Origin of the sequence: Pseudomonas fluorescens (genome assembly GCF_902497875.1) — a bacterium.
Lineage (GTDB): Bacteria > Pseudomonadota > Gammaproteobacteria > Pseudomonadales > Pseudomonadaceae > Aquipseudomonas > Aquipseudomonas fluorescens_BR.
The window spans coordinates 19,683-46,626 of record NZ_CABVHY010000004.1 but is presented as its reverse complement, the minus strand read 5'-3'; the positions used below and the strand labels follow the sequence as shown (position 1 = coordinate 46,626).

Sequence of the window (26,944 nt, the reverse complement as noted above, 5' to 3'; positions counted from 1 at the left end):
GTAGGGGTAAATTTTCAATGAAAGGTCTTGTTCGAAGTGCCAGCCTCACCAACTACGCGGAAATTGCCCGCTCGTTGAACGTTGACCCCTTGCGGCAATTACGCCTCGTCGGCCTTGATCCGCGCTGCTTGCTGCAGCCGGACCTGAAAATCTCCATCGAAGCAGTGGCACGGTTGCTGGACAATTCGGCGCGCGAGGCTGGCGTGGAAGATTTCGGCCTGCGCATGGCGGAAAGTCGCAAACTCTCCAATCTCGGGCCCCTGGCGCAGTTATGGCGCGAACCCACCCTCCGTTCAGCCCTGGAGGCGTTACGGGAGTTTCTCTATCTGCACAATCAGGGTTTGGTGCTGGAGATCGAGGAGAATGGCGGCGTAGCGGTTCTACGACTGGAGCTGGTGACGGTCAATCACCTGTCTGTGCGCCAGTCGGTGGAGTTGGCGGTGGCGGTTACCGACCGACTGCTGAGGAGCTTGATGGGCAACCACTGGCATCCTTCAGTCGTCTGTTTCCGTCACTGCGCTGCGCTGGACAGCAGTCGGCACCATCGTGTGTTTGGCACCTCGGTACAGTTCAACTGCTTGATGGACGGCATCGTCTGCCGCAGCAACGATCTCGACAGAGCCCTGCCGAGCGCCGATTCAGAAATGGCCCGCTACGTTCATCAGTACCTGAAAAGTATCCTCGAAGGTTCCAGGACAGCCCTGCTGGAGCAGGTGCACCAGATCATCTGGATGCTGTTGCCCACTGGACGCTGCTCGGTGGAGCAGGTGGCGGCCCACCTGGGGCGTGACAGACGCACGCTGCATCGGCAGCTGACGCGCGAAGGCGAGACGTTTTCTTCGCTGCTGGATCAGGTGCGCAGGGAACTGACGACGCGTTACCTGGCAAACCCCCATCATCCCTTGAGCGAGATTGCCGACGTTCTGGGTTTTTCCGAGCTGAGCGCCTTCTCCCGCTGGTTCAACCGGCACTTCGATTGCAGTCCATCGACCTGGAGAGCGGGTCAGACTCAAGGTGTTCTATCGAGCGGATCGGCATAGGCAAAGCTGTCCGAGGCCTGGCCAGCACCGTCCTTGCGATCATTAAATTGGACTACCCTTTGGAAGCCGGTAATACATTGATGGTTGTCGGTCTTTGTTCCGCTTACTCAGCGTGCTGCTGCCTGGTTCGAGTACCCACCCATGGTTTGCACGGCTGGCCTGTGGTGATCATTGATCGGGTTCAGGAAATGCCATCGTCTACGGATTAGATTTGTGCAGCTTCAGTGGCTACGCTTCTCTTCGAAAGACCTTAATGGAGCTTGGGTATGGGCGTGAACATGAACATGAACACTGCCGCCCGGCTCGAAGACGACTGGCTGCCACCGCTTGCCACTGACTTGGGCAATGGCAATTGCAAAGGCTCCTATCCAGTAAAAAACCTCGAAAAAGACAGCGGCCCTGCACAGTGCATGCGGCTGGCTGGCGCCAGGTTTTCGAGCCGTATCGGCTTGCCGATCGCCTTTCTGGCGGGGGTCTTCGGCCTGCTTGCAGGCTGCGGCAAAGAGCCCGTTTCCCCGGCGCATCAGCCCCCGGATGTAACGGTCATGACGGTCACCGCGCGCGATACCCCGGTAACATTCGAATTCGTCGCCCAGACCCAGAGTTCCCGCGAGGTGGAAATCCGTGCCCGGGTCGCCGGCTTTCTGGATCGACGGCTGTACACCGAAGGCGACCTGGTGAAAGCCGGGCAAACACTGTTCCAGATGGACCGCAAACCTTTCGAGGCCGCGCTGCTGTCGGCCCAGGGACAATTAGCCCAGCAACAGGCGCGCTGGGAAGTGGCCAAGGCCACCCTGGCCCGCGTCCGCCCCCTGGCGGCACAGAACGCGGTGAGCAAAATGGATCTGGACAATGCCGTCGGCGAGGAGCGTCAGACCCGGGCCGCCATGCTTGCCGCAGAGGGCGCCGTGCGCACCGAGCAGTTGAACCTCAGTTACACCACCATCACCTCTCCCCTCACCGGCCTTTCGAGCTTTGCCAAAAAACAGGAAGGCAGTTACGTAACGCCAGGTGAATCGGGACTGCTGACCTCTGTGTCACAGATGGACCCGATCTACGTGAACTTCAGTCTTTCGGAAAACGAAACGCTGAAATACCGCGACGAGATTGCCGCCGGACGACTCAAGTTCCCCTTGCGCAGCGACTTTGTCGTCGAAGTGGTGTTGGCTGACGGTACAGTGGTACCTGACCGCGGCCAGGTGAATTTTTTAGCACCCTCTTTCAGCCAGGCAACCGGCACCTTTCTGGTCCGGGCCGTGGTTGCCAATCCCGCCGGAATGCTGCGGCCTGGGCAGTTCGTGCGGGCCCTGGCCAAAGGGGCAACTCGACCGAACGCCATTCTAGTGCCGCAAAAGGCCGTCCTGGAGGGTGCCAGGAGTCATTTTGTCTGGGTGATCAATGCCGAGGGCAAACCCGAGCAACGCGTTGTCGAAGTGGGTGACTGGCACGGCGATGACTGGTTTATCAGCAAGGGTCTGCTTCCCGGCGAGCGCATAGTGGTCGATGGCGCAATCAGGGTCACCCCCGGCGGGCCGCTGAATATCGTCGAGGCTCCCGGCACTGCGTCGCCAGGCGCAGCGGCCGAACAACCGGCAAAGGCCAGCCCGGCGGGTGCGGCCAGCGGGAATAGCCCATGAGCATTTCCCACTATTGCATCGATCGGCCGATCTTCGCCTCGGTTATTTCGATCATCATCACCCTGGCCGGCGCAGTGGCCATGGCCAAGCTGCCGGTCGCCCAATACCCGGATATCACGCCACCGCAAATCACCGTTGCAGCCACCTACCCTGGGGCCGACGCGCAGGTCGTGGCCAACAACGTGGCGGCGCCCATCGAGCAGCAGGTCAACGGTGCCGACAACATGATCTACATGAACTCGTCGAGCTCCGCGACGGGCAACATGACCCTCAATGTGTTCTTCGAGATTGGCACCGACCCTTCCCTGGCCCAGGTGGACGTACAGAACCGGGTCAATCTGGCCCTGCCGCAACTGCCCTCCGCCGTCCAGAGCCAGGGTATACAGGTGCAGAAGAAGTCGTCGGCCTTCATGATGGTCCTTGCGGTGTTCTCCGCTGGCGACCGCTATGACAGCACCTACGTTGCCAACTACGCCAATCTCTACATTCTGGATGCGATCAAGCGCATTCCCGGTGCCAACCAGGCCAGCATTTTCGGCACCCCGGACTACGCCATGCGGATCTGGCTCAAGCCCGACCGCATGGCCCAGCTGGGGATCACCGCCGCCGACGTGCAGAAAGCCGTGGCCAACCAGAACCAGCAGTTCGCGGTCGGCCGCGTCGGCCAATCCCCCACGGGCCAGGCAGTGGAACAGTCGTTTGCGGTGACCACCAAGGGTCGCCTGACCGAGCCTGCGGAATTCGAGAACATCATCTTGCGTGCCAACAATGGCGGGGCCGCGATCGTTCGCCTCAAGGACGTCGGACGCGCCGAGCTCGGGCAGAAAGACTACTCCCTGCGCAGCACCTACCAAGGCCGTCCGGCGACACTGATTGCCGTGTATCAACAACCCGGCGCGAACGCCCTTGACGTCTCCGCGGCGGTCACCCAGACCCTGGCACAAATGAACACGACCTTTCCGGAGGGCATCGAATACAAGATCGTGATGGACACCACCACCTTTACCCGCGCTTCGATTACCGAGGTGATACACACCTTCTTCGAAGCCCTGGTGCTGGTGGTCGTGGTGGTCTACCTATTCCTGCAGAGCCTGCGTGCCACCCTGATCCCGGTGCTTGCCGTGCCGGTGTCCATCGTCGGCACCTTCATCGGCATGTCGGCCCTGGGATTTTCCGTGAACATGCTGACGCTGTTCGGCATGGTGCTGGCCATCGGCATCGTCGTGGACGATGCGATCGTGGTGATCGAAAACGTCGAACGCAACATGCAGGTGCACAAGATGCAGCCCAAGGAGGCCGCCAAACGCGCCATGGATGAAGTGGCGGGCCCCGTGGTGGCCATCGTGCTGGTGCTGTGCGCCGTGTTTATTCCAGTAGCATTCATGGGCGGTATCACCGGCCAGCTCTATAAACAGTTCGCTATCACCATCGCCATCTCCGTGGTGATCTCCGGGCTGGTGGCACTGACGCTTTCTCCGGCGCTGGCAGCGCTGCTGCTCAAGCCCCAACACGGGGAAAAAAACCGTTTTTTCCGCTGGTTCGAGCACAGCTTCGAACGCATGACCGAAAGTTACTCGCGCTCGGTGGCATTCATGATCAAGCGTTTCGTGCTGGCGCTGTTGCTGTTTGCCGGCATGATTGGACTGATCCTGTTTATGGCGCAGCGCATCCCCGGTGCCTTCCTGCCGCCGGAAGATCAGGGCTATCTGCTGGGCGCGGTGATCATGCCCGACGCCGCCAGCCTGGATCGCACCGGCGAGGTGGGCAAAGTGGCCAGTGATTACTTCATGAGCAATGAAGCCGTCGAGGGGGTCGCCATCGTTAACGGCTACAGCCTGCTGGACGGTCAGAACAAGAACAATGCAGCGACCCTCTTCGTCGGGTTCAAGGATTTCGGGGAGCGCTACAAGGATTCCGACACCATCAGGGAACAAAGCGCGCCTGCCATCATCCAGGCGTCTGCCAAGGCCTTTTCCCAAGTGCAGGGTGGCATCATCCTGCCCGTCAACCCGCCCTCCATCCCCGGCCTGGGCACCACCGGCGGTATGGAGGTATGGGTCCAGAGCAAGGGGGACGCCACCGTCGACCAATTGGCCGAAATGGTCGGCACGCTTGTCGCAAAGGCCAGGCAGCGTCCGGAACTCGGCGCCATTACCTCCACCTTCAACGCTTTCTCCCGGCAATTGCTGGTCGACGTGGACCGGGAAAAGGCAGAAACACTGGGTGTGCCGGTGGAAGATGTCTACAGCACCATGCAAACCATGTTCGGCTCCCTGTACGTTTCGCAGTTCAACAAGTTCAGCCGCCTGTGGCAGGTCATTCTGCAGGCCGAACCGGCGTACCGCCTCAAGGCCGAGGATCTGCAACAGATTTACGTACGCAGCAGCACTGATCAGATGGTGCCACTCAAAGCCCTGCTGACCACCCGGTACGTCACCGGGCCCGATCTGCTGACCCGCTTCAATAACTTCCCGGCGGTCAAACTCACCGCCAATGCGGCACCCGGCTACAGTTCCGGGCAAGCGCTCCAGGCCCTGGAGGAAGTCAGCGCCGAGATCATGACCAACGACTATGCCCTGGCCTTGAGTGGCGAGGCCTTCGAGGAGAAGAAGAGCGGCGGCACCTCCTCCCAGGTGTTTATCTTCGGCCTGGTCATGGTGTTCCTGATCCTGGCGGCCCAGTACGAGAAGTGGTCGCTGCCCGTGGGCGTATTGCTGGCGGTGCCCTTTGCGTTGTTCGGGGCCCTGCTCGCCGTCTTGATTCGGGGATTGAGCAATGACGTGTATTTCCAGATCGGCTTGACCATGCTGGTGGCCCTCGCCGCCAAGAACGCCATCCTGATCTTTGAGTTTGCGGTACTGAACCGGGAAAACGGAATGTCCGCCTACGATGCCGCGATGACCGCGGCCAAGGAGCGCCTGCGGCCTATCGTGATGACGTCCCTGGCGTTCATCCTCGGCTGCGTGCCACTGGCCATCGCCGTCGGTGCATCGGAGAACAGTCGCCACTCCATTGGCACGGGGGTGATCGGCGGGATGTTGGCGGCGACAGTCATCGCGATCTTCTTCATCCCGCTGTTCTACTACCTGGTGGAGCGGATGACCGAGAAAAAGGGCGACGTTAAAAAGACTGTTCCGCCGGGAGAATCAACGCCGGGCGCGGAGATTCCAGGCGGTGCAGCGCAAAACAGACATAAGGGGGATTGAGATGCGCAAGTCCCCTCTCCCGCTGTTGTTGTGCCTGGGCCTGGCTGGTTGCATGGTCGGCCCGGACTATCAGCGCCCTGAAACAGACGCCCCGGCGGCCTATCGGTATGCGGACCAGGAAGCAAGGCATCTATCCAATACGCTGTGGTGGGAGCAGTTTCAGGATCCCGTCCTGAATGACCTGATCCGCACCGCATTGCTCGAGAACAAAGACATCAAGATCGCCGCCGCACGGGTGGAGGAATTCCAGGGCCGTTACGGCGAGGTCCGTTCCCGGTTGTTTCCACAAGTCGGGATCGGCGCGCAAGGTGAGCGGACCAAGGCGCCCCGAGACAACGGTCCCGTCCCCCTGGATTCCAGCGTGGACCCGATCTTCAACAACTACCAGGCCATCCTGAGCGTGAACTGGGAGCTGGATGTCTGGGGCCGCTTGCGGCGTCTCAATGAATCCGCCCGGGCCGATCTGCTGGCTTCGGAGGAAGGTCGTCGTACCGTCATACTGAGCCTGGTAGCGTCGGTGGCGTCGAGTTACATCACGCTGCGCGATCTTGATCGAGAGCTGGAAATTGCCCGCACTACCGCCAAGGTGCGGGGTGATTCCTACGACATATTCAAACTGCGCTTTGGCGCCGGCACCATCTCCGAAATGGAACTGGCGCAGAACCAATCCGAGTATCAGCGGACCCTGGCCTCGGTCGCGCAATTCGAGCCCCTGGTGGCGCAACAGGAAAACGCCCTGGCAGTGCTGCTTGGCCGCAACCCGGGGCCCATCATACGGGGGCGCGAGCTGGCCCGATTGACGCTACCGTCGGTGCCCGCCGGCTTACCTTCGGACTTGCTGGAACGGCGACCTGATCTACGCCAGGCGGAGCTGAATCTGATCTCGGCGAATGCCCGTATCGGGGCGGCCAAGGCCCTGTACTTCCCGACCATTTCCCTGACCGGGCTGCTGGGCTCTGTCAGCAACCAACTCTCGAACCTGTTCACCGGTCCCGCCGAAACCTGGTCTTATGCTGTCGCCGGGAGCATGCCGATCTTCACTGCCGGCGGTATCGCCGGGCAGGTGCGACAGGCCCAAGCCTTTGAACAGCAAGCGCTGCTGACCTACCAGCAGGCGATTCAATCGGCCTTCAGGGATGTGGAAAATGCCCTGGTCGTGTCCAGCAAATCCCGCGAGCAGATGGCCTTCCAGGCAAACCAGGTCGAGGCGCTGCGTACTTACGCCCGGTTCGCGCGGCTGCGCTATGACAATGGCTACACCAGCTACATTGAAGTCCTGGATGCCGAACGCAGCCTGTTTGACGCCGAGTTGAATTACACCCGCACCCAGGGCCAGGTGTTCACCGCTATGATTGATGTGTACAAGGCGACCGGCGGCGGTTGGGTAACCGAGGCTGCCAGGCTGACGGCCACTGACGTGCCGACGTCAGCGAGCAGCGGCAAACCGCGGCAATGAGCGTGGTGCAGATCGCTGGAGCTCCCGGGTCAGCGATGCAATCGATAGATCCCACGGCAATCCGGGCATCACGTAATGATCTGGGTGAAGCTAACATGAAAACGGTCACGGCACTTTTCACCTCCCTGCTCGCTGCCAGCGTGTGCGCGGCGACGAGCACCTGTGCAAATGCTGCGTCCCCTTCGCCAATCCTCAAGACCAGCTTCGACTGCGCCGAGGCAAGGGCATCCGTCGAAAAGCTTATCTGTCGCGATCCGCAACTGACGCAGATGGATATCGAACTGACGCGTCTTTATCGCCTGGCGCTCACAGATCAACGTTCAGTACCGCCTCCAGACAAAGTCATGATCGACCAGCAGTTCTGGATCGAAGCCCGCAATCAGTGTGCATCCGAGACCGCGCCCAAGGCGTGCACGATCCGAAGTTATGCCGAGCGCGCGCACCAGCTACGCCAAGGCTCGGCTATTGTGAGAACCAAGGATCCAGACAGACTCACCGAAGGCCCCCTGGCTTTTCGTTGTACAGGGTTTAACGCGCTGATTGCCGCCACCTTCTTTAACACGCAGCCTGGTGTCGTGTACCTGAAATGGGCGAACACCTCGATCACCCTGAGCCAGGTGCAGAGTGATTCAGGAACCCGATATACGGGCAAGGATAACCAGGGGAACTACAGCTTCTGGCAAAACGCCAACGAGGCCCTTTTCCAGAAGCCAGGCTCAGGGGAAATGAGTTGTACGGCCGAGCCGGTCGGCTGATTTCTCTGGCGCAAGTACGGGGTACACAATTCGACGTTGTGGGACATGAGCGGGCCCCTCTTCTCGTTGTGTTCATCAGTGCGATCCCCAGGCGCTCCGCCGAGGACCGCGCTTGGCGTGCCCTCAGATATGCAGGGCGCGCTCGTAGGCAGACAGCACCGCTTCGTGCATGGCTTCGGACATCGTCGGGTGCGGCACAATACTCTCGATCAGTTCGGCTTCCGTGGTTTCAAGGCCCCGCGCGATGGCGTAGCCCTGGATCATTTCGGTCACCTCTTCACCGACCATGTGCGCACCGAGCAACTCGCCGCTCTCGGCCTCGAACACCACCTTGACAAAGCCGCCGGTGGCGCCCATGGCAATGGCTTTGCCGTTGGCCGCGAACGGAAACTTGCCGACCTTCACCGCCTTGCCGGCACTGCGCGCCTGGGCTTCGGTGTAACCAATACTAGCGACTTGCGGATGACTGTAGGTACAAGCCGGCACGTTGCGTGGATCGAGCGGATGAGGGTCCAGGCCAGCGATCTTTTCGACGCAGATCACAGCTTCGTGGCTGGCCTTGTGCGCCAGCCAGGGTGCACCGGCCAAGTCGCCGATGGCATACACGCCCGGCTCGTCGGTGCGGCAGAAGTCGTCCACCAGGACGTGGCTACGCTCCACCTTGACGCGCGTGCCTTCCAGGCCGAGGTCCTCAACGTTGCCGACGATCCCCGCGGCAACCAGCACCACATCGGCCTGCAGCGTCTCGTTGCTCTTGCCTTCGAGTCGCAACTGCACAGCGCCCCGCTCCACCTTGCAGCTTTGTAGTGCACAACCTACGTACAGGCGGATGCCGTCACGGGTCAGGCATTGCGCCACATGGGTGCTGATCTCTTCATCTTCTACCGGCAGGATACGCTCGGCCATTTCGACCACGCTCACGTGGGCACCCATAGCGTGATAGAAGCTGGCGAACTCGATCCCGATGGCGCCGGCACCGACGATCACCAACCGCTTCGGAACGCTCTGCGGCACCAGCGCCTGGCGGTAGGTCCAGAAGTGCTTGCCGTCGGGCTCCATGCCCGGCAGCAACCGCGCCCGGGCACCGGTCGCCAGTATGATGTGCGGCGCACTCAGGTTCAGACTGCCTTGTTCCTGTGTCACCTTGAGGCGCTGCGGGCCATCCAGCCGGGCATGCCCGGTGAACACCTGGATGTGGTGCTTCTTCATCAGTGCGCTAACCCCGCGTTGCAGCTGCGCGGCCACATTGCGCGAACGTTTGACGATAGCCTCCAGGTTGGGGCTGGCCTGCCCGACCTCGATACCAAAGCTGTTCGCACTGCCAATCAGGCGAAGCACATCGGCACTGCGCAGCAGGGCCTTGGTCGGAATGCAGCCCCAGTTCAGGCAGATGCCGCCCAGGTGCGCCTTTTCCACCAACGCGGTGCGCAGGCCCAACTGACTGGCGCGGATCGCCGCAACGTAACCGCCGGGGCCGCCGCCAACGACGATCACATCGAATTTCATATCGTTCATGGGTACTCCCTCAGATCAGCATGCCCAGCGGGTTTTCCATCAGGCCCTTGAACACCGCGAGCCATTGCGCCGCCAGCGCACCATCCACGGCACGGTGATCCACCGACAGGGTGCAGCGCAGTACCGAACCCACCTTCAGCTCACCATTTTCAACCACCGGTTTGTGCTGGGTCGCGCCCACCGCCAGAATCGCTGCGTGGGGCGGGTTGATAATGGCGCTGAACTGCTCGACACCGAACATGCCCAGATTGCTGATGGTGAAACTGCCGCCCTGGTATTCCTCGGGGCGCAGACGACCTACGCGGGCACGCCCGGCGAGCTCGGCCACCTCCGCGCTGATCTGCGACAGCGCCTTGCCGTCGGCATTGCGCACCACTGGGGTGATCAGGCCCGTATCGGTGGACACCGCCATGCAGACATCCGCCTGGTGATAACGGCGTAGCGCTGTATCGGTCCAGGTAACGTTCATCGCCGGCACCTGCTTGAGGGCGACAGCCACCGCCTTGACGATAAAGTCGTTGATCGAAATCTTCTTGGGCGCCGCCTGGTTGATCTGCTCGCGCAGGGCCAGCAAGCGTTCCATCCGGCATTCCACATCGAGATAGAAATGCGGCACCGTGGCTTTGCTCTCCACCAGACGCCGTGCAATGGTTTTGCGCATGCCGCTGTGAGGGACTTCATCGAATTCGGCGCCGGATACCGACGTCGCCACTGGCGCAGGTGCTGCACTGACAACGCTTGCCGCCTCAACGTCGCGCTTGACGATTCGCCCGTTTGGCCCACTGCCTTTGAGGCGGGTCAGATCAAGCCCCTTGTCCGCTGCCAGTCGGCGGGCCAGCGGGCTGATGAAGATACGCACGCTGTTGTTCACGTCAACCACAGGTGCCCGCTCGAACCTGGCTTGAGGTGCAGGCGTGTCATCAACCACTGGCTCGTTGGCCGCCGGCTGCACACCGGCCTTGGCCAGCAGCGCGGCGATATCGACATTGGTTTCGCCTTTGGCAAACAGCACCCCGATCGGCGCGCCCACTTCCACTTCGCGCCCCGGTTCGACGAGGATCTTGCCGAGCACCGCATCTTCTTCAGCGGCCAGCTCGACCAGCGCCTTTTCGGTTTCGATCTCGGCGATGCAATCACCGGCATTGATTGCGTCGCCTTCCTTGAGGGTCCAGTTCTGGATCGCGGCGTGAGTGGCGTTGGCCGACACCTCGGGCATACGTAAGAGTTTGGCCATCAGGCACTCCGGTCGTTGAAAAGGTCGGGACGGTAGGCGGCGATGTCGGTGTATTCGACCAACTCGAGCACGTTGCCTTCCGGGTCGCGGCAGAACAGCGCCTTCACATCGGGACGCAACTGGATCGGTACATCGCCAGCAAAGAAGGTCGCGCCGCCGGCTTTCAGGCCGGCCGCAACGCTCTCGATGTCTTCGACGATAAAGGTCAGATAGCTGGCGTTCAGACGGTCGAGGATCAGCCCGTCTTCACGCAGCATCGGCGTGCGCTCCGGGGCCAGCAGTTTGATCCGCTCGCCGTACGGCGTTTGCAGGCGCACCACGCTGTAACCGCCCTCGCTCAAGCCAACCTTCTGCGCGGCCGCAGCTGGCATGTGCACTTGGGCGACGAAGGTGAAGCCCAGCACGTCCTGATAGAACCGGCTGAGGGCTTCGAGGTTGACGCAGCAAATCCCGACTTCCAGTGGAACCAGCATCTTCACGCTCATTGGTGTGCCCCTTTTTCGCGGATGACCCGTTGCAGGCCTTCGACCACTTCCTCGGTGCGGGCACATGCCGCGCGCTCCAGGACTTTAGAAATACTCGGCGAACCTTCGCCGCCGGTGACTCGCTGGATCGGCTGGTCAAGCCAGTCGAAGCAGCGGCGCTGCAGTTCGTCCGCCAGCCAGCCGCCGTACGAGGTGCCACGGGCCCCCTGCTCGACGATCAGCACGTTGTTGGTTTTGCGGATACTGGCCTCCACGGTAGTCCAGTCGAAGCTGGCACGGTCGAGGAAACGCAGGTCGATAACCTCGGCGTCGATGCCGGTCTGTTCTACCGCGTCGAGGGAATGGCCGACCATGCTCAGGTAGGTGAGGATGGTCAGCTCGCGGCCTTCTCGGCGCACGGCAGCGGTGCCGAACGGAATCTGGTAGTCGAGGTCGTCCACCGGCACTTCGCCGCTGTTGGCGTAGAGGTCGACGTGCTCGATCACCAGTACCGGGTCCTTGCAGGCCAGGGCGGTGTTCATCAGTCCGATGTAGTCGAACGGTGTCGACGCGGCAACGATGCGCCAGCCCGGGTTGGTGACGAAGATGCCCGCCGGGTCCATGGAGTGCTGCGAGCCGTAGCCGGTGCCCATGGCGATCTTGGTGCGCAGTACCAACGGCACATCGCTCTGCCCACCGAACATGTGCCGGGCCTTGCCGATCTGGTTGAACACCTGGTCGGCGGCCACCCACATGAAGTCGGGGTACATGAATTCCACCACCGGCTTGTAGCGACCGTCCAGGGCCATGCCGCCGCCGAGGCCGCAGAAGGCATTCTCGCTGATCGGAGTGCCCAGGATGCGGTCGTGGAAGCGGTCCTTCAGGCCACGCGTGGCGCCATTGGTGCCGCCCTTGAGGCGATGCACGTCTTCACCCATGACCACGATACTGTCATCGGTTTCCATGCGGCGGTTCATCACGTCGGCGATGGCGTCGATGAATTTGCGTTTCTCCAGGTCGCCGCTGTAGCTCGTCTGTTCACACGTGCGGGCGTCGGCCAGTTCGCTGAGGTCGCCACGAATGCCAACATCGCGAAAATCCGCTGAAGGCCACAGCTCTGGACGAATGCGGCGTTTACCCGGCTTGCCTAGAGGGTCGGCTTCCAGCAACGCCGCGGCCGCTTCGGCCATCGCCAGCTTGATTGTTTCGCGCAGATCGGCCAGACCGGCATCGTCGATCAGCTCGCGCTTTTTCATTTCCCTGGCCAGGCGATCCAGCGGGTCACGGGCTCGCCAGCTCTGTTCTTCTTCCTTGCTACGGTAGCCGAAGGCGCTGCCGGGGAACGGGCCGTTCTGGTGGAAGAAGCGGTAGACGTCGGCCTCGATCACGGTCGGGCCATTGCCTGCACGCATGTGCGCCAACGCTTGCTGCATGGCCAGGTAGACCGCCAGCGGGTCCATGCCGTCGACTTTCCAGCTCGGGATATTGAAACCCAACCCGCGTGCCGACAGTCGCGGTTCGGCGGTGGCTTCATCGACAGTGGTCGACACCGCGTACAGGTTGTTCTCGATGAAGAAGCACAGCGGCAGCTTCCAGGCAGCTGCCAGGTTCATGGTCTCCAGCACCGAGCCGATGTTCACCGCGCCGTCGCCAAAATAAGTGACCGCCACCGTATCGGTCTGCGCATGCCGATGGGCCCAGGCCGCGCCCGCGGCCAGCGGCACACCGCCACCGACAATGGCGTTGGTGCCCAAGGCGCCGGCTTCGGCCCATTGCAAGTGCATGGAACCGCCACGGCCTTTACAGAAGCCCTCGGCCAAGCCGAGGATTTCCGCCAGAGTGCGTTGCAGTAGCGCCTGGATCGAGGTGTTGATCGGCGCCTTCGGGTCGATGCCCTCGGGCATCAGGTAGACCAGCGCCTTAGCCAGGAACTGGTGGTGCCCACGGTGCGAACCGTTAACTTCATCGGCCGCGCCCAGCGGCACGATGGAACCCACCGCCCCGCCTTCCTGGCCGATGCTCGAATGCGCCGGACCATGCACCAAGCCTTCGCCGGCCAGTTCCAGCACGGTCTCCTCGAAGGCTCGGATCAGGTGCAGCTGGCTGAGCATGGTGCCCAGCAATGCGGGATCGGCCTGTTTCCAGTCGGTATCGGTGGTACTAAGCTCGATCCACGGCGACGCTGGCGATAAGGCAACACATTTCGGCATTTCACTTCTCCACAAATGACTCAAATCAACAGGCCACGGCGGGCCGGCACAACGAGGACGGCTTAGAAACCGTTGGCGGTCCAGCCGCCGTCAGCGACGTAGATCTGCCCGGTGATGAAGGTGGCGCTGCTCGACGCCAGGAACAGCGCCAGCTCGGCCATCTCGCCCGGTTCGCCAAGGCGTTGCAACGGCGTGCGCTTGCGCAGGGCTTCGACGTCCAGGCGCCCGGCGCGCTGCAGCTCTTCCACCAGTGGCGTGCGGGTGTAGCCCGGGCCGATGGCGTTCATGCGGATGCCATGCCGGGCCCATTCCACAGCCAGGCACTTGGTCATCGAGACCACGGCGGCCTTGGTCGCGCAGTAGGCGGTGCGTTCGGCGGAATGGGACACGCCCCACATCGACGAGGTGTTGATGATCACCCCGCCCTGTTGGTCGATCATGTAACGGGCCGCCGCCTGGGCGCAGAAGAAAACACTGTTGAAATTGATCTCGATGGCCCGGCGCCATTCGGCGGGAGCGATCTCCAGGGAAGGTTTGTTGATCGACACGCCGGCGTTGTTGAGCAGCACGTCGATGCGGCCGAAGCAGGCCTTGGCGTGGGCAAATGCGGCCTCCACGGCGACTTCGTCGGTGACTGAAGCCTGGAAGCATTCGACCCGGGCAGCCGGGAAAGCCTGCTGCAACGCCCGTTTGGCATCCGCCATGGCCTGGGCGTTGATGTCGATCAGTAACAGGTGGGCACCGTTGCGGGCAAAGCCTTCGGCCAGGGCCAGGCCAATGCCACTGCCACCACCGGTAACTACCACTATCTTGCCGTCGATGCCGGCATAGGCGCTGTGCTGGAAGACGGGCGCGTCGTGTTGTGGATGTTCAGGCGCATCTGGGGTGCAATTTGGAAGGGTCATGGGGTCTCACTTATTTTTGTATCTGGTCATACATTATTTTTAACTTGTCAGACCAGTTGCGAAAAACTAACCCGTCGCTTCTGGCCTGTCAAAGGAATCGTTGAAAAAACCTCTGGTTGGACCTGTCGGTCAGAACAGCGCCAGGCTGTAGTTGACGATCAGGCGGTTATCGTCGACCGACGGGCCGAAGTTCGAGCGCACCATGGCGTTCCTCCAGCGCAACCCGAGGTTCTTCAGCGGCCCGCTCTGGATAACGTAGGACACGTCGAAATCGCGCTCCCATTCCTTGCCGCCGTTGCCACCGGCCACAGCCACGTTGTCGCCATTGACGTAGCGCACGAAGGCACTCAACCCCGGCACGCCCAGGGCGGCGAAGTTGTAGTCATAGCGCAGTTGCCAGGCCTTTTCCTCGGCGGAGGCGAAGTTGCGAACCTGAATATCGCTAGGCAGCACGGTAGTGGTTGGGCTCAGCCAGATGGTACCGTCGTCGCCGTACATGCGCTGCCAAGCGGCCATCACCGTGTGCCCGCTCACGCTGGCACTCAGGGCTGTGTAGAACGAGCGGTTGTCGATTTGGCCGGCCATGGCCTGTCCCTCCTCCTCGGAACTCAGCAGGCCGATGTTAGCGCCCAGGGTCCAGGCGCCCACCGGTTGCTTGTGGGTGAACTGGATAAAGCGCTGGCGGTAGATATCTTCGAGCTGCGCGCCCCATAGGCCGAGCATGGTGCGCTCCTGGTTGAAGCGGTACTCACCGCCCAGGTAGTTGTAGCGATCGGAGGTCGCGAACGCGCGACCATCGACGAACATATCTTCATGGTCACTGGAGTTCCGCTGGGTGAAGGAACGCATCTGCCCGGCATTCAGGGTCACACCAGGGATTTCCTTCGAGGTCAGCATCGCGCCCTGGAAGGTCTGGGGCAGCAGACGCGCGTCGTTGTACTGGAGGATCGGCAAGGTCGGCAGCAACTCGCCGACTTTCAGTTCGGTCTTGGAAATTTTCAGTTTGACCGCCGCGCCAAGGCTGGAGAAATCATCCGCCGAGCCATCACCCTCGTTCGGCAACAGCAGGGTACCGGCTCGCCCGCCGCCGCTGTCCAGCTTGACCCCGAGGCGCCCGATCAGATCGGCGCCGATCCCGACAGGGCCCTGGGTGTAGCCGGACTGGGCATTGAGCAGAAAGCCCTGGGCCCACTCCTCGGCCTTGGCCTTGGGCGCGCCGCTGTCGCGAAAGTCACGGTTGAAGTAGAAGTTGCGCATCTGCACGGTGGCGATGGCGTCCTCGATGAAGCCGTGTTCCTGGGCCAGGGCCAGGCCGGGCAAGGTGGTCAGCAGCAGCAGAGGCCGTGCGATGAAGTGTTTGCGTAGGCTCATTGTTATTGTTATTCCCGGTGGGTTGGAGACGCAGCGATCCCTGGCGAGCGCCATGCCCGCCACAAGACCACAGTGGAAAAGGCAGGCAAGCCTGCCAGGTTGGAAGTGGACGCCGGTCTTAAACCGCCAGCCATTCCTTCATCAGGTTCGGATCGTCGGTCAGCGCCTGGGGCGTGCCCTCGAAGACGATTCGCCCATGCCCCATCACGCAGACATGGGTGGACACCTTCAGGGCGATGGTCAGTTTCTGTTCCACCAGCAGGATCGATACCCCGCGCCGGTGGATATCGCGGATTACCTCGGCGACCACCGCGACAATCTTCGGCGCCAGGCCTTCGGTGGGTTCATCGATCAACAGCACCTTCGGGCACCCGAGCAGCGAGCGGCACAGAGTGAGCATCTGCTGCTCGCCCCCGGAAAGGTTGCCGGCACTGGTGTTACGGCGCTCGCGCAGGCGCGGGAAGTACTCGAACATCTGCTCCACGGTCCACACGGTGGCCCCATTACTGGCCGCCTGCTGGCCCATGCGCAGGTTCTCTTCGACGCTGAGGTTGGCAAACACTTCACGCTCCTCCGGAACGAAACCGACCCCGGCGCGGCTGATGCGATAAGGCCGCAAGCCGGTTATCTCGCGGCCGGCCAGCTGGATGCTGCCGGCACTACTGGGCACCAGGCCCATTACCGCCTTCATGGTGGTCGAACGCCCAGCGCCATTGCGCCCCAGCAGGCTGACCACTTCACCCTGGCCGATGTTCAGGTCGACGCCGTGCAGCACATGGCTCTTGCTGTAGTGCACATGCAGGCCGCTGATCGACAGCAGGCTTTGCGAGGCTTGATTCATGCGCATTGCTCCTCACCCAGATAGGCTTCCTGTACTCGCCGATCGGCGCGAATTTCGTCCGGCGTACCGGTGGCAATAACCTCGCCGTAGACCAGCACGCTGATGCGATCGCACAGCGAAAACACCACGTCCATGTCGTGTTCGACGATCAGCAGCGAACGGCCCTGGGTCACTTCGCGGATCAGGTTCAGGGCATAGTCGGTTTCTTCGTGGGACATACCCGCCATCGGCTCGTCGAGCAGGATCACCCGCGGGTCGCAGGCCAGGGTCATGCCGATTTCCAGGGCGCGTTGTTCGGAGTAGGACAGCTCGGCGCCGCAGACGGTGGACTTGCCTTGCAGGCGCACTTGTTCAAGCAGTTGCTCGGTCTGTTCGCGCACTTCGCGGTAACGCTGCATCGGGCGCCAGAAGTGGTACTGCAACTGATGCTTGCGCATTACCGCGATACGCAGGTTCTCAAACACCGACAGGCCTGGAAAGATATTGGTGATCTGGAACGAGCGCGACAGGCCCAGGTGGTTGATGCGCTGCGGCGAGCAGCCCTGGATTTCTTCGTCACCCAGCAGGATTTGCCCGCTGGTGGGCTGCAACTGCCCGGAGATCAGATGGAACAGCGTCGACTTGCCGGCCCCGTTGGGGCCGATCACCGCCTGGCGTTCGCCTTCGCGCAGCTCGAGCTGCGCGCCGCGAATGATATGGGCCTCGCCAAACGACTTGTGCACGTCGCGCAACTGCAGGATCGGACGACTCATGGTTGTTCTCCTTCGACGGGGTGGCCGAGTGCGTTCGGGCTAACCGTTTGCTCTTCGTCCAGCAGGTGCAGCCATTGCCGGCGCGCCAGTTTCAGCACCAGCAGACCGGCGCTACCCAATAGCAGCGGCATGGCCCAGGTCAGTGGCGCACCCGGCAGCCATTGGTGGCCGAACAGGCTAATCGCCGGCCAGGCTTGCCCCGGCACCAGCAGCGCCTGGTAGTCCTGACTGAACACCCGCTGCAGGGTCTCGACTGCGAACACCACCGCAAGGGTCAGCGAGGCAGCGGTGAGCAGCGCCAACAACGCCGCTGGCACGATCGCCAGCAGCCCGCGCCGACGAACCTGGCCACTCCAGCACAGCACTAGCCCGGCCAGGCCGCTGGGCATGAACATCATCACCAGCACGAACAGCAGGCCCTGATACAGAAGCCAGGACTGCGTGAGGTCGGATGCAGCGTTCGCGAAGAAGGTCATCAGCGCGGCGCCCAGCACCGGCCCGAGGAACACATTGACCCCGCCGATATAGGTGTTGAGCACCACTTCGGCCGAGAAGCGCATGTCGAACAGCACGTAGTTGGCCGCCTCGATATTCAGCGCCTGCAAGCCACCGGCTATGCCGGCAAACATCGCCGACAGGGCGAATACCAGCACCCGCAAGCGATGCACGTTGTAGCCGAGAAACTGCAGGCGATGGCCGTTCTCGCGCAGGGCGAACGTTAGCCGGCCCATGGGCGTCAGCGTGAAGGCATAGAGCAAAGCGATGGACAGCACCACCCAGGCCAGGGTCAGGTAATACACTTGGGTCGCGTCGCCAAAGTCCAGTCCCCAGGCTGGCATGCGCATGGACGAGACCCCCGCCTCGCCACCGAACAGCGTACTGAGGTGCGGGGCCAGGGAATGCAGCAGTTCGGCCAGGGCCAGGGTAATCATCGAGAAGTACACCCCGGCTCGCTTGGTGGCGAACCAGCCGGCGCAGAGGCCGCAGACAAAGCCGCCGATGGCGCCCATCAGCGGCAGCAGCGGGGTCGGCAACAGGCCTTCGCCATTGAGTGCATTCATCGCATGCAAGGTGGCGAACGAGCCGACCCCGAAGTACGCCGCATGGCCGAACGAGAGCATACCGCCCTGCCCGCACAGAAGGTTGAAGGCACTGGCGAAGAGAGCCGCGATCAGCATCTGGATCGCCGCGTTGACCATCGACGCCGGCAGGAACCCGGGCAGTACCAGCAGTGCCAGCAGCAATAACGCCAGCAAGATTTTTGTGAGTTTCATGGTCTACCCCTTCTCGCCCATCAATCCGGACGGTCGGATCAACAAAATCAGCAGCATCAGCACGAAAGGAATGGTCGCCGCGACGCTGGACACCTTGAGGGTCATCAGCCCACCCATCTGCTGCGCCCAGTCGCCGGCACCCAACAGGCCAAAGATCGAAGCGAGGCTGAGGTCGACACCGACGGCAAACGAGGAGATCAGGCCGATCAGCAGAGAAGCGATCATCGCGCCGGCCATCGAGCCCAGGCCACCGACCACAACCACCACGAAGACGATCACCCCCAGTTCCAGGGCCATGTTCGGGTTGGTGGTGTAGAAGGCTCCTGCCAGAGCACCAGCAAGACCTGCCAGCGCCGCGCCGATGCCGAACACCGCCATGAACACCAGCGGCACGTTGTGCCCCAGGGCTTCGGCCATCTGCGGGCGGTGGATCGCCGCGCGCACGACGATGCCGACCCGGGTGCGGGTCAGCAGCAGGTAGATCAGACCGAACACCGCCAGCGAGACCACGCCCATCAGCAGCCGATAGAATGGATAGTCAGTGCTGAACACCTGGAAGGCGGCGAAGTTGAGGAACTCCGGCACCCGGTATTCAACAGAGAAGTTGCCGTAGAACAGTTTGATCAGCTCGGCGATGATAAACGTCAGGCCGAAGGTCAGCAGCAGCTCGTGGGCGTGACCGTGCTTGTGCACACGGCGCAGAAAGAAGCGTTCGACAATCACCCCGAGCAGGCCCACCAACACTGTCGAGAGCAGTACCGCGCTAGTGAAGCCGACGAACTTCTGCAGGGTGTACGCCAGGTAAGCACCGACCATATAGAAGGAGGCATGGGCAAAGTTGAGCACGCCCATCATGCCAAAGATCAGCGTCAGACCAGCCGAAACCATGAACAGCAGAAGGCCGTAGATCACGCCGTTAAGCAGTGAAACAATGAGGAATTCCATAGGCGACTCCAGCGTTCGCGATGGACAGAAAGGCGTGCCGGGTGGCACGCCGTACGATGTCATTCAGGTCGTTGCATCCGGCAGGCATCCTGGACCGGCGCTGCGGCTTCATCGGCACTGAACGACTTGATCGGGACAAAGCCCATGTCGGTGCCGTCGACCTTGTAGCGGGCGTCCTTGGACACCACCGAGACCACGAACGGCATCAGCAGCTGGTGGTCGTCGGCGCGCATGCGCACTTCACCCAAGGGGTTGGCGTCGCTGGCCTTTTCCAGTGCCAGGGCAAAGTTTCGGGTGTTGAAGCGGCCGTCTTCTGCTGGCAGTTTCTTCAGCACATTGCCGACCATCTGCAGGCCGAACACCGTCTGTGGCTCGATGTAGGTCGGCAGGTGACCGGTCTTGGCCTGGTAGTCGCGGGCAAAACGCTCGCCCTGCTCGCCGGCCGCCTCGATATTGAACGGGTGAGAAACGTAGTGCCCCAGCGCGACGTCACCCGCGTTAGCCAGGTTGCCCGGTTGATCGAGGAAGGCAGTGCCAAAGCGCAGCTTCAGGCCGGCGGCACGGCTGGCCTTCATCAGCAGCAACAGATCGTTGCCCCAGTTGCCGGTCAGCACCGTCTCGGCGCCGGAGGCCTGGATGCGGGCGATGTAAGGGGAGAAATCCTGGACCTTCTGAGTGTCATGCAGGCTTTTGCCCACCAGTTGGTAGCCGCCGGCAGCGGCGTTTTCGGTGATCGCCTGTTCCATATCCAGGCCCCAGCTGTAATTCTGGTTCATGGAATAGACCTGGGTGCCCAGGGCGCCCGCCTCTTTCATCGCTGCCACCAGGGTCTTGGTCCGGACCGGTGCGTTGCCGTTGAAGCGGAAGTGGTAGAAGTGGCATTTGCTACCGGTCAACTCGAGGGCTTCGCCGCCGACGTTGAGAAATACGACTTCCTTTCCCTTGTTGCGTAAGTTGTACTTACGCACGTCTTCGGTGATCTGGCCGGCGGCGACGGAGGACGCTCCCTGGACGATCATCTGGGCGCCGCTGCCGATGGCGGCCTTGAGTTTTTCCGAGGCGCCGGCCGGGGTGCCCTGGCTGTCGAATTCGAGCAGCTGGATGGGTTCGCCGTTCCAGCCACCTTCAGCATTGAGCCGCTCAATCTGGAAGCGGGTGGCGGCGCGGAACATTTGTCCGGTGGCGGCCGACGGTCCGGACAGGGACTCGACTATCGCCACTTTCAAAGGATCAGCACAGGCGATGCCTGCGAACAGGATCGTACCGAAAGTGAGCAGGCGCAGCGTGGTCTTGGGGTGCATGGAAGCCTCGTTTTTTATTGTTATTTGCCGTCTGGTATTACATCAGTAAGTACATGTCTGACCAGCAAGCGAAAATTACGACAAGCGTGGCCCGATGTCAAAGCTCCGTCAGCGAAAAATTCGAGGAGATTTGTGTGAAATGGCGTATAGGCCTTTAAATTTGCGGGCTGACCCACGTTATATTTTCTCCAGCACTTGTAAGACCACAGTCCATTCCTCCACTATAATCAGCTCATGACTATGATGCCCAGCACACAATGCTGCCTCCAGCCCAAGGACTGATCCATGAAAAGCGATACCTCCCATCCCTACCAGCCCCTGCCCATGGAAATCGTGCAGTGGCTCAGCAACGAGATCCAGTCCGGGCGGCTGGCCAAGGGGGATCAATTGCCCAGCGAGCGGCAACTGTGCGAGCAGTTTTCAGTCAGCCGAGCGGTGGTGCGCGAGGCGCTGTCCCAGCTCAAGTTCGAAGAGCTGATCACCACCCAGCAAGGCAAGGGCGCGTTCGTTGCCAAGCGCGGCGAGCGCCATGCTTTTCGCCTGAAGGAAGTGTCGCTGGGCGAAGAAGATGCACTGCTGCACATCCTCGAATTTCTGATCACCATCGAGGTCGGCGCTACACGCCTGGCCGCCTTGCGACATACCCCGCAAGACCTGAAAAAAATCCGCCAGGCACTGATTGGCATGGAGTACGCGATGGTCAATGATCGCCTGGGCGACGAAGAAGATTACGCCTTCCACCAGGCGATCGTCGCAGCCACCCACAATCCCCACTTCAAGTCGCTCAACGAGTACCTCGACCACAGCGTGCGCCGCTTGATTCGCGAAGCCCGCAGTAACACCGCGGACAATTACAACGACCTGATCCAGGATGTGCAGGACGAGCACCAGGCCATCTTTCAGGCCATCCAGGCTCGGGATCCGGTACTGGCTGGAGAAGCCGCCGAGCGTCACCTGCGAAATGCCGCCAAGCGCATGAATATGTACTTGCAGGACTGACCGTCTTCGAAGCCCCCTTGACACAAAAAAGCAAAGCCTCATACCATCCTGTCAGACAACAATAAAATATGTCAGACAGGCTATTCTCCATGGTATTCGCCAGCACACTGTTCGAAACATTAGCGTCACTTGTTTACACCCCCTCCTCCGGCGCTGAGACATCAGCCCACACAGGCACTGCCCACTTACCCGCGCTCTCTATTCCTGTCGACTCGTTCTTCGGCACTGCCCCGATGGATCCGGGAGCGGCCACGGCAGCGACCGCCCCTTCAAAACCCAGCCTTTGAGGTTACCCATGCATATCAGTGGCCACACGAACCTGATCGGCATCGTCGCCGATCCGATCGCCCATGTGAAAACACCGGAAGTTATAAACCAAAGCGCCGCCAATCAGGGCCTGGACCTCGTCTGTGTGCCGTTACATGTGCGCGGGTCCAACCTGCAGAAGGTGTTGGCGGGAGTGTCCGGCATCGCCAACCTGCGAGGTCTGGTGGTGACCATCCCGTACAAGGAAACCATCGTAGACTACTGCGACGAGCTTACAGTTACCGCGAAGCAAGTGGGCTCGGTGAATGCCGTGCGTATCGAGGCTGAGAGTGGTCGACTGATCGGTGGCAACTTCGACGGCGAAGGTATGTTGATCGGCCTGCACCAGCAAGGCCACCGCCTGGAAGGCAAGCGTGTGCTGCTGGTCGGAGCCGGGGGGGCAGGCAAGTCCATCGCCTATTCGGTCGCCCAACAACAGCCTGCACAGCTGGCCATCTACAACCGTTCCCCTGCCCGCGCCCAGGCGCTGGTGGATCGCCTGCAAGGACAGTTCCCCTCGCTGTCGCTGTCGCTCAGTGACGGTAACGCCGAGGATTTCGACGTGATCATCAATGCCACCTCGCTGGGCCTGAGGGACGACGACAGCCTGCCCCTCGACCCGGCCACCCTGTCCCCCGACGCGCTGGTCTGCGAAGCGGTGATGCGCAGCGGCGATACCGCCCTGCTGGCGGCCGCGCGCGCCCGCGGCTGCGCCGTGCACCATGGCCAGCACATGATCTACGGCCAGATCGTGCAGATCTGCCGCTTCCTCGGCGTTGACCTGCAAAACGAACACCTGGCCCGCATCCTCGGCCCATGAGCCCCGGCACCCTTACGGAGACCCCGACCATGTACGACTTCAACGACCGCGTCCTCCTGCTCACCGGCGCCAATGGTGGTATTGGCCGCGAAGTGGCGAAACTTTTCTATCAGTACGGCGCCTCTATGGTGCTCACCGACCTGGACGGCGACGGCCTGGCGGACTTCGCCCTGGGGCTGGACCCCAGCGGTGAACGCGTGACTACGATCAAGATGAACGCAGCCGATCCCGAGGACTCGAGCAAGGCAGTGCAATTGGCCTTGGAACGTTTCGGAGGCATCGACTTCCTGGTGCCGTCCGCCGGACTGTACCTGTCGCAACCCATTCGCGAGATGACCGACGAGCAATGGCGCCAGACCCTGAGCATCAACCTTGACGGCGTGTTCTACCTGTGCCGGCGCGCCATCCCGGCGTTGCGCCCAAACAGCGCGATCGTCAACCTGACCTCAGTGGCTGCCCACCGTGGCGCCTTCTCCAACGCCCACTATGGCACCTCCAAGGGCGGCCTGCTGAGTCTGACCCGCGCCCTCGCCCGCGAGCTGGGCCCGAACACACGGGTCAATGCGGTGTCCCCCGGCATTATCGAAACCCCGATGACCCAGAGCCTGATCGTCACCCGCGGCAGCGATTCGATAGAGCAGACTCCGCTTAAGCGCCTCGGCAAGCCAAGCGAGATTGCCTCGGTGATAGCCTTCCTGTGTAGCGAAGACTCGAGCTTCATGACCGGTGAAGTGCTTCATGTGAACGGTGGGCTGTACATCGCCGGTTGAGTCCACAGCACTCAAAGTGTAGCGCCGCAGGCTGCCGCCACGGCGCAGGAACGAAAACACCTTAGAACAGTACGAATACTTCTCGCTCACACAAAAAACAGAGTGTCCGATACCTGGGTATTGCCTTAGGCGCCTATTTCGCCGAAGCGATGATTTTAAACAACGCCAAAAGTTCCAGCGTTCCGACAAAAGGAAAACAATTTATAAAACAATTGGTTGAGAGCTCTAACATAGATTATTGGATAGAAGGCCAATTTTCTGACTAGTAGCGTTTGACAGGCTGCTTTGAGTAGTCGATAAATATATCGACCTTTCAGTAGTGGCGTGGGCCGAGCGTGTAACGCTAATCGGTATTCGCCGTTCCTGGTAATCAGGTCGCTATTGAAGTACGTGTTTTTCAAGGGCCGAATGTTCGGACCGTGCGGTAGCTTTGGCCTAGAAATATTCCACCTTATCCGCGCATCACTTGCTTCATTACTGTTACACACTAGCGCAGTTTAATAAAAATTCGACCCAACCGATGTTTTGCACCATTCCAGTGCCTTGATAAAGCTGCCAGAAGCACGATGGCATCCCTACTGCGCGAGCAGCCGGGGTGCTTGACCATTCGCTATGTACGGAGCTTGCCAGCATGCTAACTGTTAGCACCAAAGGCTCTAACTGGTACCTTTTGCAGTGTAAGCCGCATCAGGATGACCGGGCCCAGGTTAACCTCCTTCGACAAAACTATGTCACCTTTCGCCCGCAAATCGTTAGTGAGCGCCTGATTCGCGGCAAACCGCATAAGGCGCTGGAATCGCTGTTTCCCGGGTATCTTTTCATTCAGCTGAGCCATGACGACAATTGGGTGCCATTGCGTTCTACTCGCGGCGTCAGTCGAATTGTCGACTTCAATCACGGCCCGGCCATAGTGGCCGACCCGGTCATCGAGCATCTGCGCGCGCGGTGCTTAAAACCACTGGAACTGCCTGCAACCCAAGCACTCAAGCCGGGTGAAACACTGCAAATAGTCCGTGGTCCACTGTCGACCTTCGAAGGTGTTTTCTTATCAATGGTCGGCGCCGAGCGAGTCATGATTTTGCTTCAGTTTCTAAATCGTGAACAGCGGGTCCGTATTCCATTGAGTGACCTTGAACGACAGCGCTCTTAATTGTAAATCTGCGCTTGTATCCCTGAAGCACCCGCACTTGAAATAGCGAATTTTAACGTAAACCCTAACGTGGCTCTGACGTCATTTAGTTGATGACTGATACGAGCCGGTGATTGTTCATCCCTAAAAAACCGAATCGCTATTATGTGCTGTTCGAGATAACTATAGCCTGTCCCGGGGGCTTTCTCTGCTTTATACAACCCGGTATGGCACCGATCGCGTTCGCCAAACGCCTTTCCAGTCAGGTATTCATTGAAGTCATCCCCCAGGAGCAATGACATGGCATTGAAGTCACAGGGCCCTTTCGCACTGATCATGGCCTGTTTATGGCCTGGAATGGCCTGGGGCATCGATCCGCAGCCTATTGATTTCTATGGACTCGACTTCACGCCAACGCTACAGCTGTCAGAAAGTTATGACGACAACTTCCGGGAACTGGACCGAAACTCCCAGTCCTCCATGGTGACCAAGTTGGCGCCCTCCTTCGAGCTCAAGGCTGAAGACCGCAACAGTGCCACCCGACTGACCTGGCAGCCTGCGCGGTACATTTATCATGACGAGTCAGATGCCTCGTACACAGCACAACGGGTACGCGTGGACAGCATCATGGAATTCACCGACCGTCACCGCCTGAAACTTGACGCGGAAGCGCGTAAATACGAGCGTACGTATTCGACTGCGGTCGATGGCATCAATGACAAGATCCGCAGTGGACGCGTGGGTGGCCTTTATACCTATGGCGCCAAAAGCGCTGCCAATCAGATCGATCTAGGCGCCAGTTACGCTCAACTGCGCTACAACAATTCCGACGGTATCAACGACGACAAAGAACGCGATACCACCGGTCTGACGACCACCTGGTACCACCGCATAGGCAGCAACACTCGTGGCCTGCTGGAGTACGACCACACCAACTTCGATTACATCGAATCTGACAGCCGCCTCAATAGCCAATCCGACGCAGTGCTCGCCGGTGCCGAATGGGACTTCAGCGCACGTACTACCGGTAAGGTCCGCGTTGGTTATGAGCGAAAGAACTTCGATGACAGTGACGTCAATGACCTCGACAACCCTACCTGGCAAGTGGATCTGCGCTGGAAACCACGAACTTACTCGACCTTTTCCCTGGTTGCCCGCCAAGCCATGGCCGAAGGCGACGATGGTGCTGACGCCGTCAAGTCCACCTATGCCCTGCTCGGTTGGCGCCATGGCTGGACCGAACGGATCACCACGGTGGCCGAAGCCGGACTGGGCCGCTATGTCTACGAGGGCCAGGACCGCACCGACGACCTTCGTGACTTCAACCTTGCGCTGGTGTACGCGATGCGCCGCTGGCTGGACATCGAGCTCGGCTATCGCTACCGCGACGACGACTCCGATGCCGACAATCAAAGCTTCACCCGCAACGTTTCCCTGATCAGCTTCACCGTAAGTCTTTAAGAGGACTTCCTCATGAACTCACGCATCCTTGGCCTGTTGTTCGTGTTGTTATTGCTGATGTTGCCCGCGTGTTATGCCGCAGACCCCGGCGTCCAGTACAAACTGGCATCCGGTGATGTGCTGCGCATCACCGTATACGGTGAGCGGGACCTGAGTTTCAAGGAGATCCGCCTCAACGATGCCGGAACGTTTTCCTACCCGTTTCTGGGTGAGATTGCCGCCAGGGGGCTCACCCCCAACCAGGTCGAAAAGATCATCGTCAACGGACTCAAGCAAGGCTACCTGGTCGACCCCAAGGTCAGTCTGAGCCTGATCGCCTACCGCTCGTTCTACATCAATGGAGAGGTGCAGAAACCCGGCAGCTATCCGTTCGAGCCTGGGCTGACACTGGAAAAAGCCATCGCCCTGGGCGGTGGCCTGACCGAGCGAGCCTCGATCAAGCGTGTGACCATCGTGCGCGGCGATGGCAGCCCGCCACTGACCGACACGGTCACGCGCAGCACCGCCATTGCCCCCGGTGACACCATATCCATTGCACAAGGCTTTTTCTAAT

General features: G+C 60.8%; 22 protein-coding genes. 11 read left to right on the top strand and 11 right to left on the bottom strand.

What is annotated here, in order from left to right; genetic code table 11:
- Positions 1–17 precede the first annotated feature (17 nt).
- The 5 genes from F8N85_RS04690 to F8N85_RS04670 all read left to right on the top strand — a co-directional run bounded on the left by F8N85_RS04690 (position 18) and on the right by F8N85_RS04670 (position 8,094).
- A complete protein-coding gene (locus F8N85_RS04690) occupies positions 18–1,040 on the top strand; it encodes an AraC family transcriptional regulator (RefSeq protein WP_150802515.1) in 1,023 nt (340 codons plus the stop codon).
- A 266-nt stretch (positions 1,041–1,306) separates the two neighbouring features.
- Complete coding sequence (locus F8N85_RS04685; protein WP_224795631.1) at positions 1,307–2,677, top strand: efflux RND transporter periplasmic adaptor subunit; 1,371 nt, start codon at positions 1,307–1,309, stop codon at positions 2,675–2,677.
- Positions 2,674–5,883 (top strand): efflux RND transporter permease subunit, encoded by a 3,210-nt coding sequence (locus F8N85_RS04680; protein ID WP_150802514.1) that lies wholly within the window; start codon positions 2,674–2,676, stop codon positions 5,881–5,883. Before F8N85_RS04685 ends, F8N85_RS04680 begins: the two co-directional genes overlap by 4 nt.
- Position 5,884: 1 nt before the next feature.
- On the top strand, positions 5,885–7,339 hold the full coding sequence (locus F8N85_RS04675) for an efflux transporter outer membrane subunit (protein ID WP_150802513.1): 1,455 nt from the start codon (positions 5,885–5,887) through the stop codon (positions 7,337–7,339).
- Between the two features lie 95 nt (positions 7,340–7,434).
- Positions 7,435–8,094, top strand: coding sequence for an MliC family protein (locus F8N85_RS04670; protein WP_150802512.1), 660 nt, complete (start codon positions 7,435–7,437; stop codon positions 8,092–8,094).
- 123 nt (positions 8,095–8,217) lie between these two features.
- Here the strand turns inward: F8N85_RS04670 and lpdA are convergent, their stop codons facing one another.
- The 11 genes from lpdA to F8N85_RS04615 all read right to left on the bottom strand — a co-directional run bounded on the left by lpdA (position 8,218) and on the right by F8N85_RS04615 (position 20,906).
- On the bottom strand, positions 8,218–9,609 hold the full coding sequence (gene lpdA, locus F8N85_RS04665) for a dihydrolipoyl dehydrogenase (protein ID WP_150802511.1): 1,392 nt from the start codon (positions 9,607–9,609) through the stop codon (positions 8,218–8,220).
- A gap of 10 nt (positions 9,610–9,619) precedes the next feature.
- Positions 9,620–10,843 (bottom strand): pyruvate dehydrogenase complex dihydrolipoamide acetyltransferase, encoded by a 1,224-nt coding sequence (locus tag F8N85_RS04660; RefSeq protein WP_150802510.1) that lies wholly within the window; start codon positions 10,841–10,843, stop codon positions 9,620–9,622.
- A complete protein-coding gene (locus F8N85_RS04655; RefSeq protein WP_150802509.1) occupies positions 10,843–11,328 on the bottom strand; it encodes a VOC family protein in 486 nt (161 codons plus the stop codon). The genes F8N85_RS04660 and F8N85_RS04655 overlap by 1 nt, the downstream gene beginning before the upstream one ends.
- Positions 11,325–13,517, bottom strand: coding sequence for a thiamine pyrophosphate-dependent enzyme (locus tag F8N85_RS04650; protein WP_150802508.1), 2,193 nt, complete (start codon positions 13,515–13,517; stop codon positions 11,325–11,327). The genes F8N85_RS04655 and F8N85_RS04650 overlap by 4 nt, the downstream gene beginning before the upstream one ends.
- 62 nt (positions 13,518–13,579) lie before the next feature.
- Complete coding sequence (locus F8N85_RS04645; protein ID WP_150802507.1) at positions 13,580–14,422, bottom strand: SDR family NAD(P)-dependent oxidoreductase; 843 nt, start codon at positions 14,420–14,422, stop codon at positions 13,580–13,582.
- Between the two features lie 129 nt (positions 14,423–14,551).
- Entirely contained in the window at positions 14,552–15,793 is a 1,242-nt protein-coding gene (locus F8N85_RS04640; RefSeq protein WP_150802506.1) for an OprD family porin, read from the bottom strand.
- A 118-nt stretch (positions 15,794–15,911) separates the two neighbouring features.
- Complete coding sequence (locus tag F8N85_RS04635) at positions 15,912–16,634, bottom strand: ABC transporter ATP-binding protein (RefSeq protein ID WP_150802505.1); 723 nt, start codon at positions 16,632–16,634, stop codon at positions 15,912–15,914.
- Positions 16,631–17,386, bottom strand: coding sequence for an ABC transporter ATP-binding protein (locus F8N85_RS04630; RefSeq protein ID WP_150802504.1), 756 nt, complete (start codon positions 17,384–17,386; stop codon positions 16,631–16,633). The genes F8N85_RS04635 and F8N85_RS04630 overlap by 4 nt, the downstream gene beginning before the upstream one ends.
- Complete coding sequence (locus F8N85_RS04625; protein ID WP_150802503.1) at positions 17,383–18,660, bottom strand: branched-chain amino acid ABC transporter permease; 1,278 nt, start codon at positions 18,658–18,660, stop codon at positions 17,383–17,385. Before F8N85_RS04625 ends, F8N85_RS04630 begins: the two co-directional genes overlap by 4 nt.
- A 3-nt stretch (positions 18,661–18,663) precedes the next feature.
- A complete protein-coding gene (locus F8N85_RS04620) occupies positions 18,664–19,605 on the bottom strand; it encodes a branched-chain amino acid ABC transporter permease (RefSeq protein ID WP_150802502.1) in 942 nt (313 codons plus the stop codon).
- A gap of 59 nt (positions 19,606–19,664) precedes the next feature.
- The gene (locus F8N85_RS04615) at positions 19,665–20,906 is read right to left on the bottom strand and encodes a branched-chain amino acid ABC transporter substrate-binding protein (protein ID WP_150802501.1); all 1,242 of its coding nucleotides are present in this window, start codon (positions 20,904–20,906) and stop codon (positions 19,665–19,667) included.
- Positions 20,907–21,191: 285 nt separating this feature from the next.
- On the opposite strand from F8N85_RS04615, the gene F8N85_RS04610 reads away from it, so the two are divergent.
- The 6 genes from F8N85_RS04610 to F8N85_RS04585 all read left to right on the top strand — a co-directional run bounded on the left by F8N85_RS04610 (position 21,192) and on the right by F8N85_RS04585 (position 26,943).
- Complete coding sequence (locus F8N85_RS04610; RefSeq protein WP_150802500.1) at positions 21,192–21,905, top strand: FadR/GntR family transcriptional regulator; 714 nt, start codon at positions 21,192–21,194, stop codon at positions 21,903–21,905.
- 295 nt (positions 21,906–22,200) lie between these two features.
- Positions 22,201–23,031, top strand: coding sequence for a shikimate dehydrogenase family protein (locus tag F8N85_RS04605; protein WP_150802499.1), 831 nt, complete (start codon positions 22,201–22,203; stop codon positions 23,029–23,031).
- A gap of 29 nt (positions 23,032–23,060) precedes the next feature.
- Entirely contained in the window at positions 23,061–23,801 is a 741-nt protein-coding gene (locus F8N85_RS04600; RefSeq protein WP_150802498.1) for an SDR family NAD(P)-dependent oxidoreductase, read from the top strand.
- Between the two features lie 631 nt (positions 23,802–24,432).
- Positions 24,433–24,951, top strand: coding sequence for a transcription/translation regulatory transformer protein RfaH (rfaH, locus tag F8N85_RS04595; RefSeq protein ID WP_150802497.1), 519 nt, complete (start codon positions 24,433–24,435; stop codon positions 24,949–24,951).
- 279 nt (positions 24,952–25,230) lie between these two features.
- Positions 25,231–26,391: an outer membrane beta-barrel protein gene (locus tag F8N85_RS04590; protein WP_150802496.1), complete on the top strand. Its 1,161-nt coding sequence runs from the start codon at positions 25,231–25,233 to the stop codon at positions 26,389–26,391.
- A gap of 12 nt (positions 26,392–26,403) precedes the next feature.
- Entirely contained in the window at positions 26,404–26,943 is a 540-nt protein-coding gene (locus tag F8N85_RS04585; protein WP_150802495.1) for a polysaccharide biosynthesis/export family protein, read from the top strand.
- The last annotated feature ends 1 nt before the right edge of the window (position 26,944 follow it).

Bases quoted from the DNA above. Each gene is read 5' to 3' on its own strand.
- F8N85_RS04690 (WP_150802515.1), top strand. From the start codon at position 18: ATGAAAGGTCTTGTTCGAAGTGCCAGCCTCACCAACTACGCGGAAATT.
- F8N85_RS04685 (WP_224795631.1), top strand. From the start codon at position 1,307: ATGGGCGTGAACATGAACATGAACACTGCCGCCCGGCTCGAAGACGAC.
- F8N85_RS04680 (WP_150802514.1), top strand. From the start codon at position 2,674: ATGAGCATTTCCCACTATTGCATCGATCGGCCGATCTTCGCCTCGGTT.
- F8N85_RS04675 (WP_150802513.1), top strand. From the start codon at position 5,885: ATGCGCAAGTCCCCTCTCCCGCTGTTGTTGTGCCTGGGCCTGGCTGGT.
- F8N85_RS04670 (WP_150802512.1), top strand. From the start codon at position 7,435: ATGAAAACGGTCACGGCACTTTTCACCTCCCTGCTCGCTGCCAGCGTG.
- lpdA (WP_150802511.1), bottom strand. From the start codon at position 9,609: ATGAACGATATGAAATTCGATGTGATCGTCGTTGGCGGCGGCCCCGGC.
- F8N85_RS04660 (WP_150802510.1), bottom strand. From the start codon at position 10,843: ATGGCCAAACTCTTACGTATGCCCGAGGTGTCGGCCAACGCCACTCAC.
- F8N85_RS04655 (WP_150802509.1), bottom strand. From the start codon at position 11,328: ATGAGCGTGAAGATGCTGGTTCCACTGGAAGTCGGGATTTGCTGCGTC.
- F8N85_RS04650 (WP_150802508.1), bottom strand. From the start codon at position 13,517: ATGCCGAAATGTGTTGCCTTATCGCCAGCGTCGCCGTGGATCGAGCTT.
- F8N85_RS04645 (WP_150802507.1), bottom strand. From the start codon at position 14,422: ATGACCCTTCCAAATTGCACCCCAGATGCGCCTGAACATCCACAACAC.
- F8N85_RS04640 (WP_150802506.1), bottom strand. From the start codon at position 15,793: ATGAGCCTACGCAAACACTTCATCGCACGGCCTCTGCTGCTGCTGACC.
- F8N85_RS04635 (WP_150802505.1), bottom strand. From the start codon at position 16,634: ATGAATCAAGCCTCGCAAAGCCTGCTGTCGATCAGCGGCCTGCATGTG.
- F8N85_RS04630 (WP_150802504.1), bottom strand. From the start codon at position 17,386: ATGAGTCGTCCGATCCTGCAGTTGCGCGACGTGCACAAGTCGTTTGGC.
- F8N85_RS04625 (WP_150802503.1), bottom strand. From the start codon at position 18,660: ATGAAACTCACAAAAATCTTGCTGGCGTTATTGCTGCTGGCACTGCTG.
- F8N85_RS04620 (WP_150802502.1), bottom strand. From the start codon at position 19,605: ATGGAATTCCTCATTGTTTCACTGCTTAACGGCGTGATCTACGGCCTT.
- F8N85_RS04615 (WP_150802501.1), bottom strand. From the start codon at position 20,906: ATGCACCCCAAGACCACGCTGCGCCTGCTCACTTTCGGTACGATCCTG.
- F8N85_RS04610 (WP_150802500.1), top strand. From the start codon at position 21,192: ATGAAAAGCGATACCTCCCATCCCTACCAGCCCCTGCCCATGGAAATC.
- F8N85_RS04605 (WP_150802499.1), top strand. From the start codon at position 22,201: ATGCATATCAGTGGCCACACGAACCTGATCGGCATCGTCGCCGATCCG.
- F8N85_RS04600 (WP_150802498.1), top strand. From the start codon at position 23,061: ATGTACGACTTCAACGACCGCGTCCTCCTGCTCACCGGCGCCAATGGT.
- rfaH (WP_150802497.1), top strand. From the start codon at position 24,433: ATGCTAACTGTTAGCACCAAAGGCTCTAACTGGTACCTTTTGCAGTGT.
- F8N85_RS04590 (WP_150802496.1), top strand. From the start codon at position 25,231: ATGGCATTGAAGTCACAGGGCCCTTTCGCACTGATCATGGCCTGTTTA.
- F8N85_RS04585 (WP_150802495.1), top strand. From the start codon at position 26,404: ATGAACTCACGCATCCTTGGCCTGTTGTTCGTGTTGTTATTGCTGATG.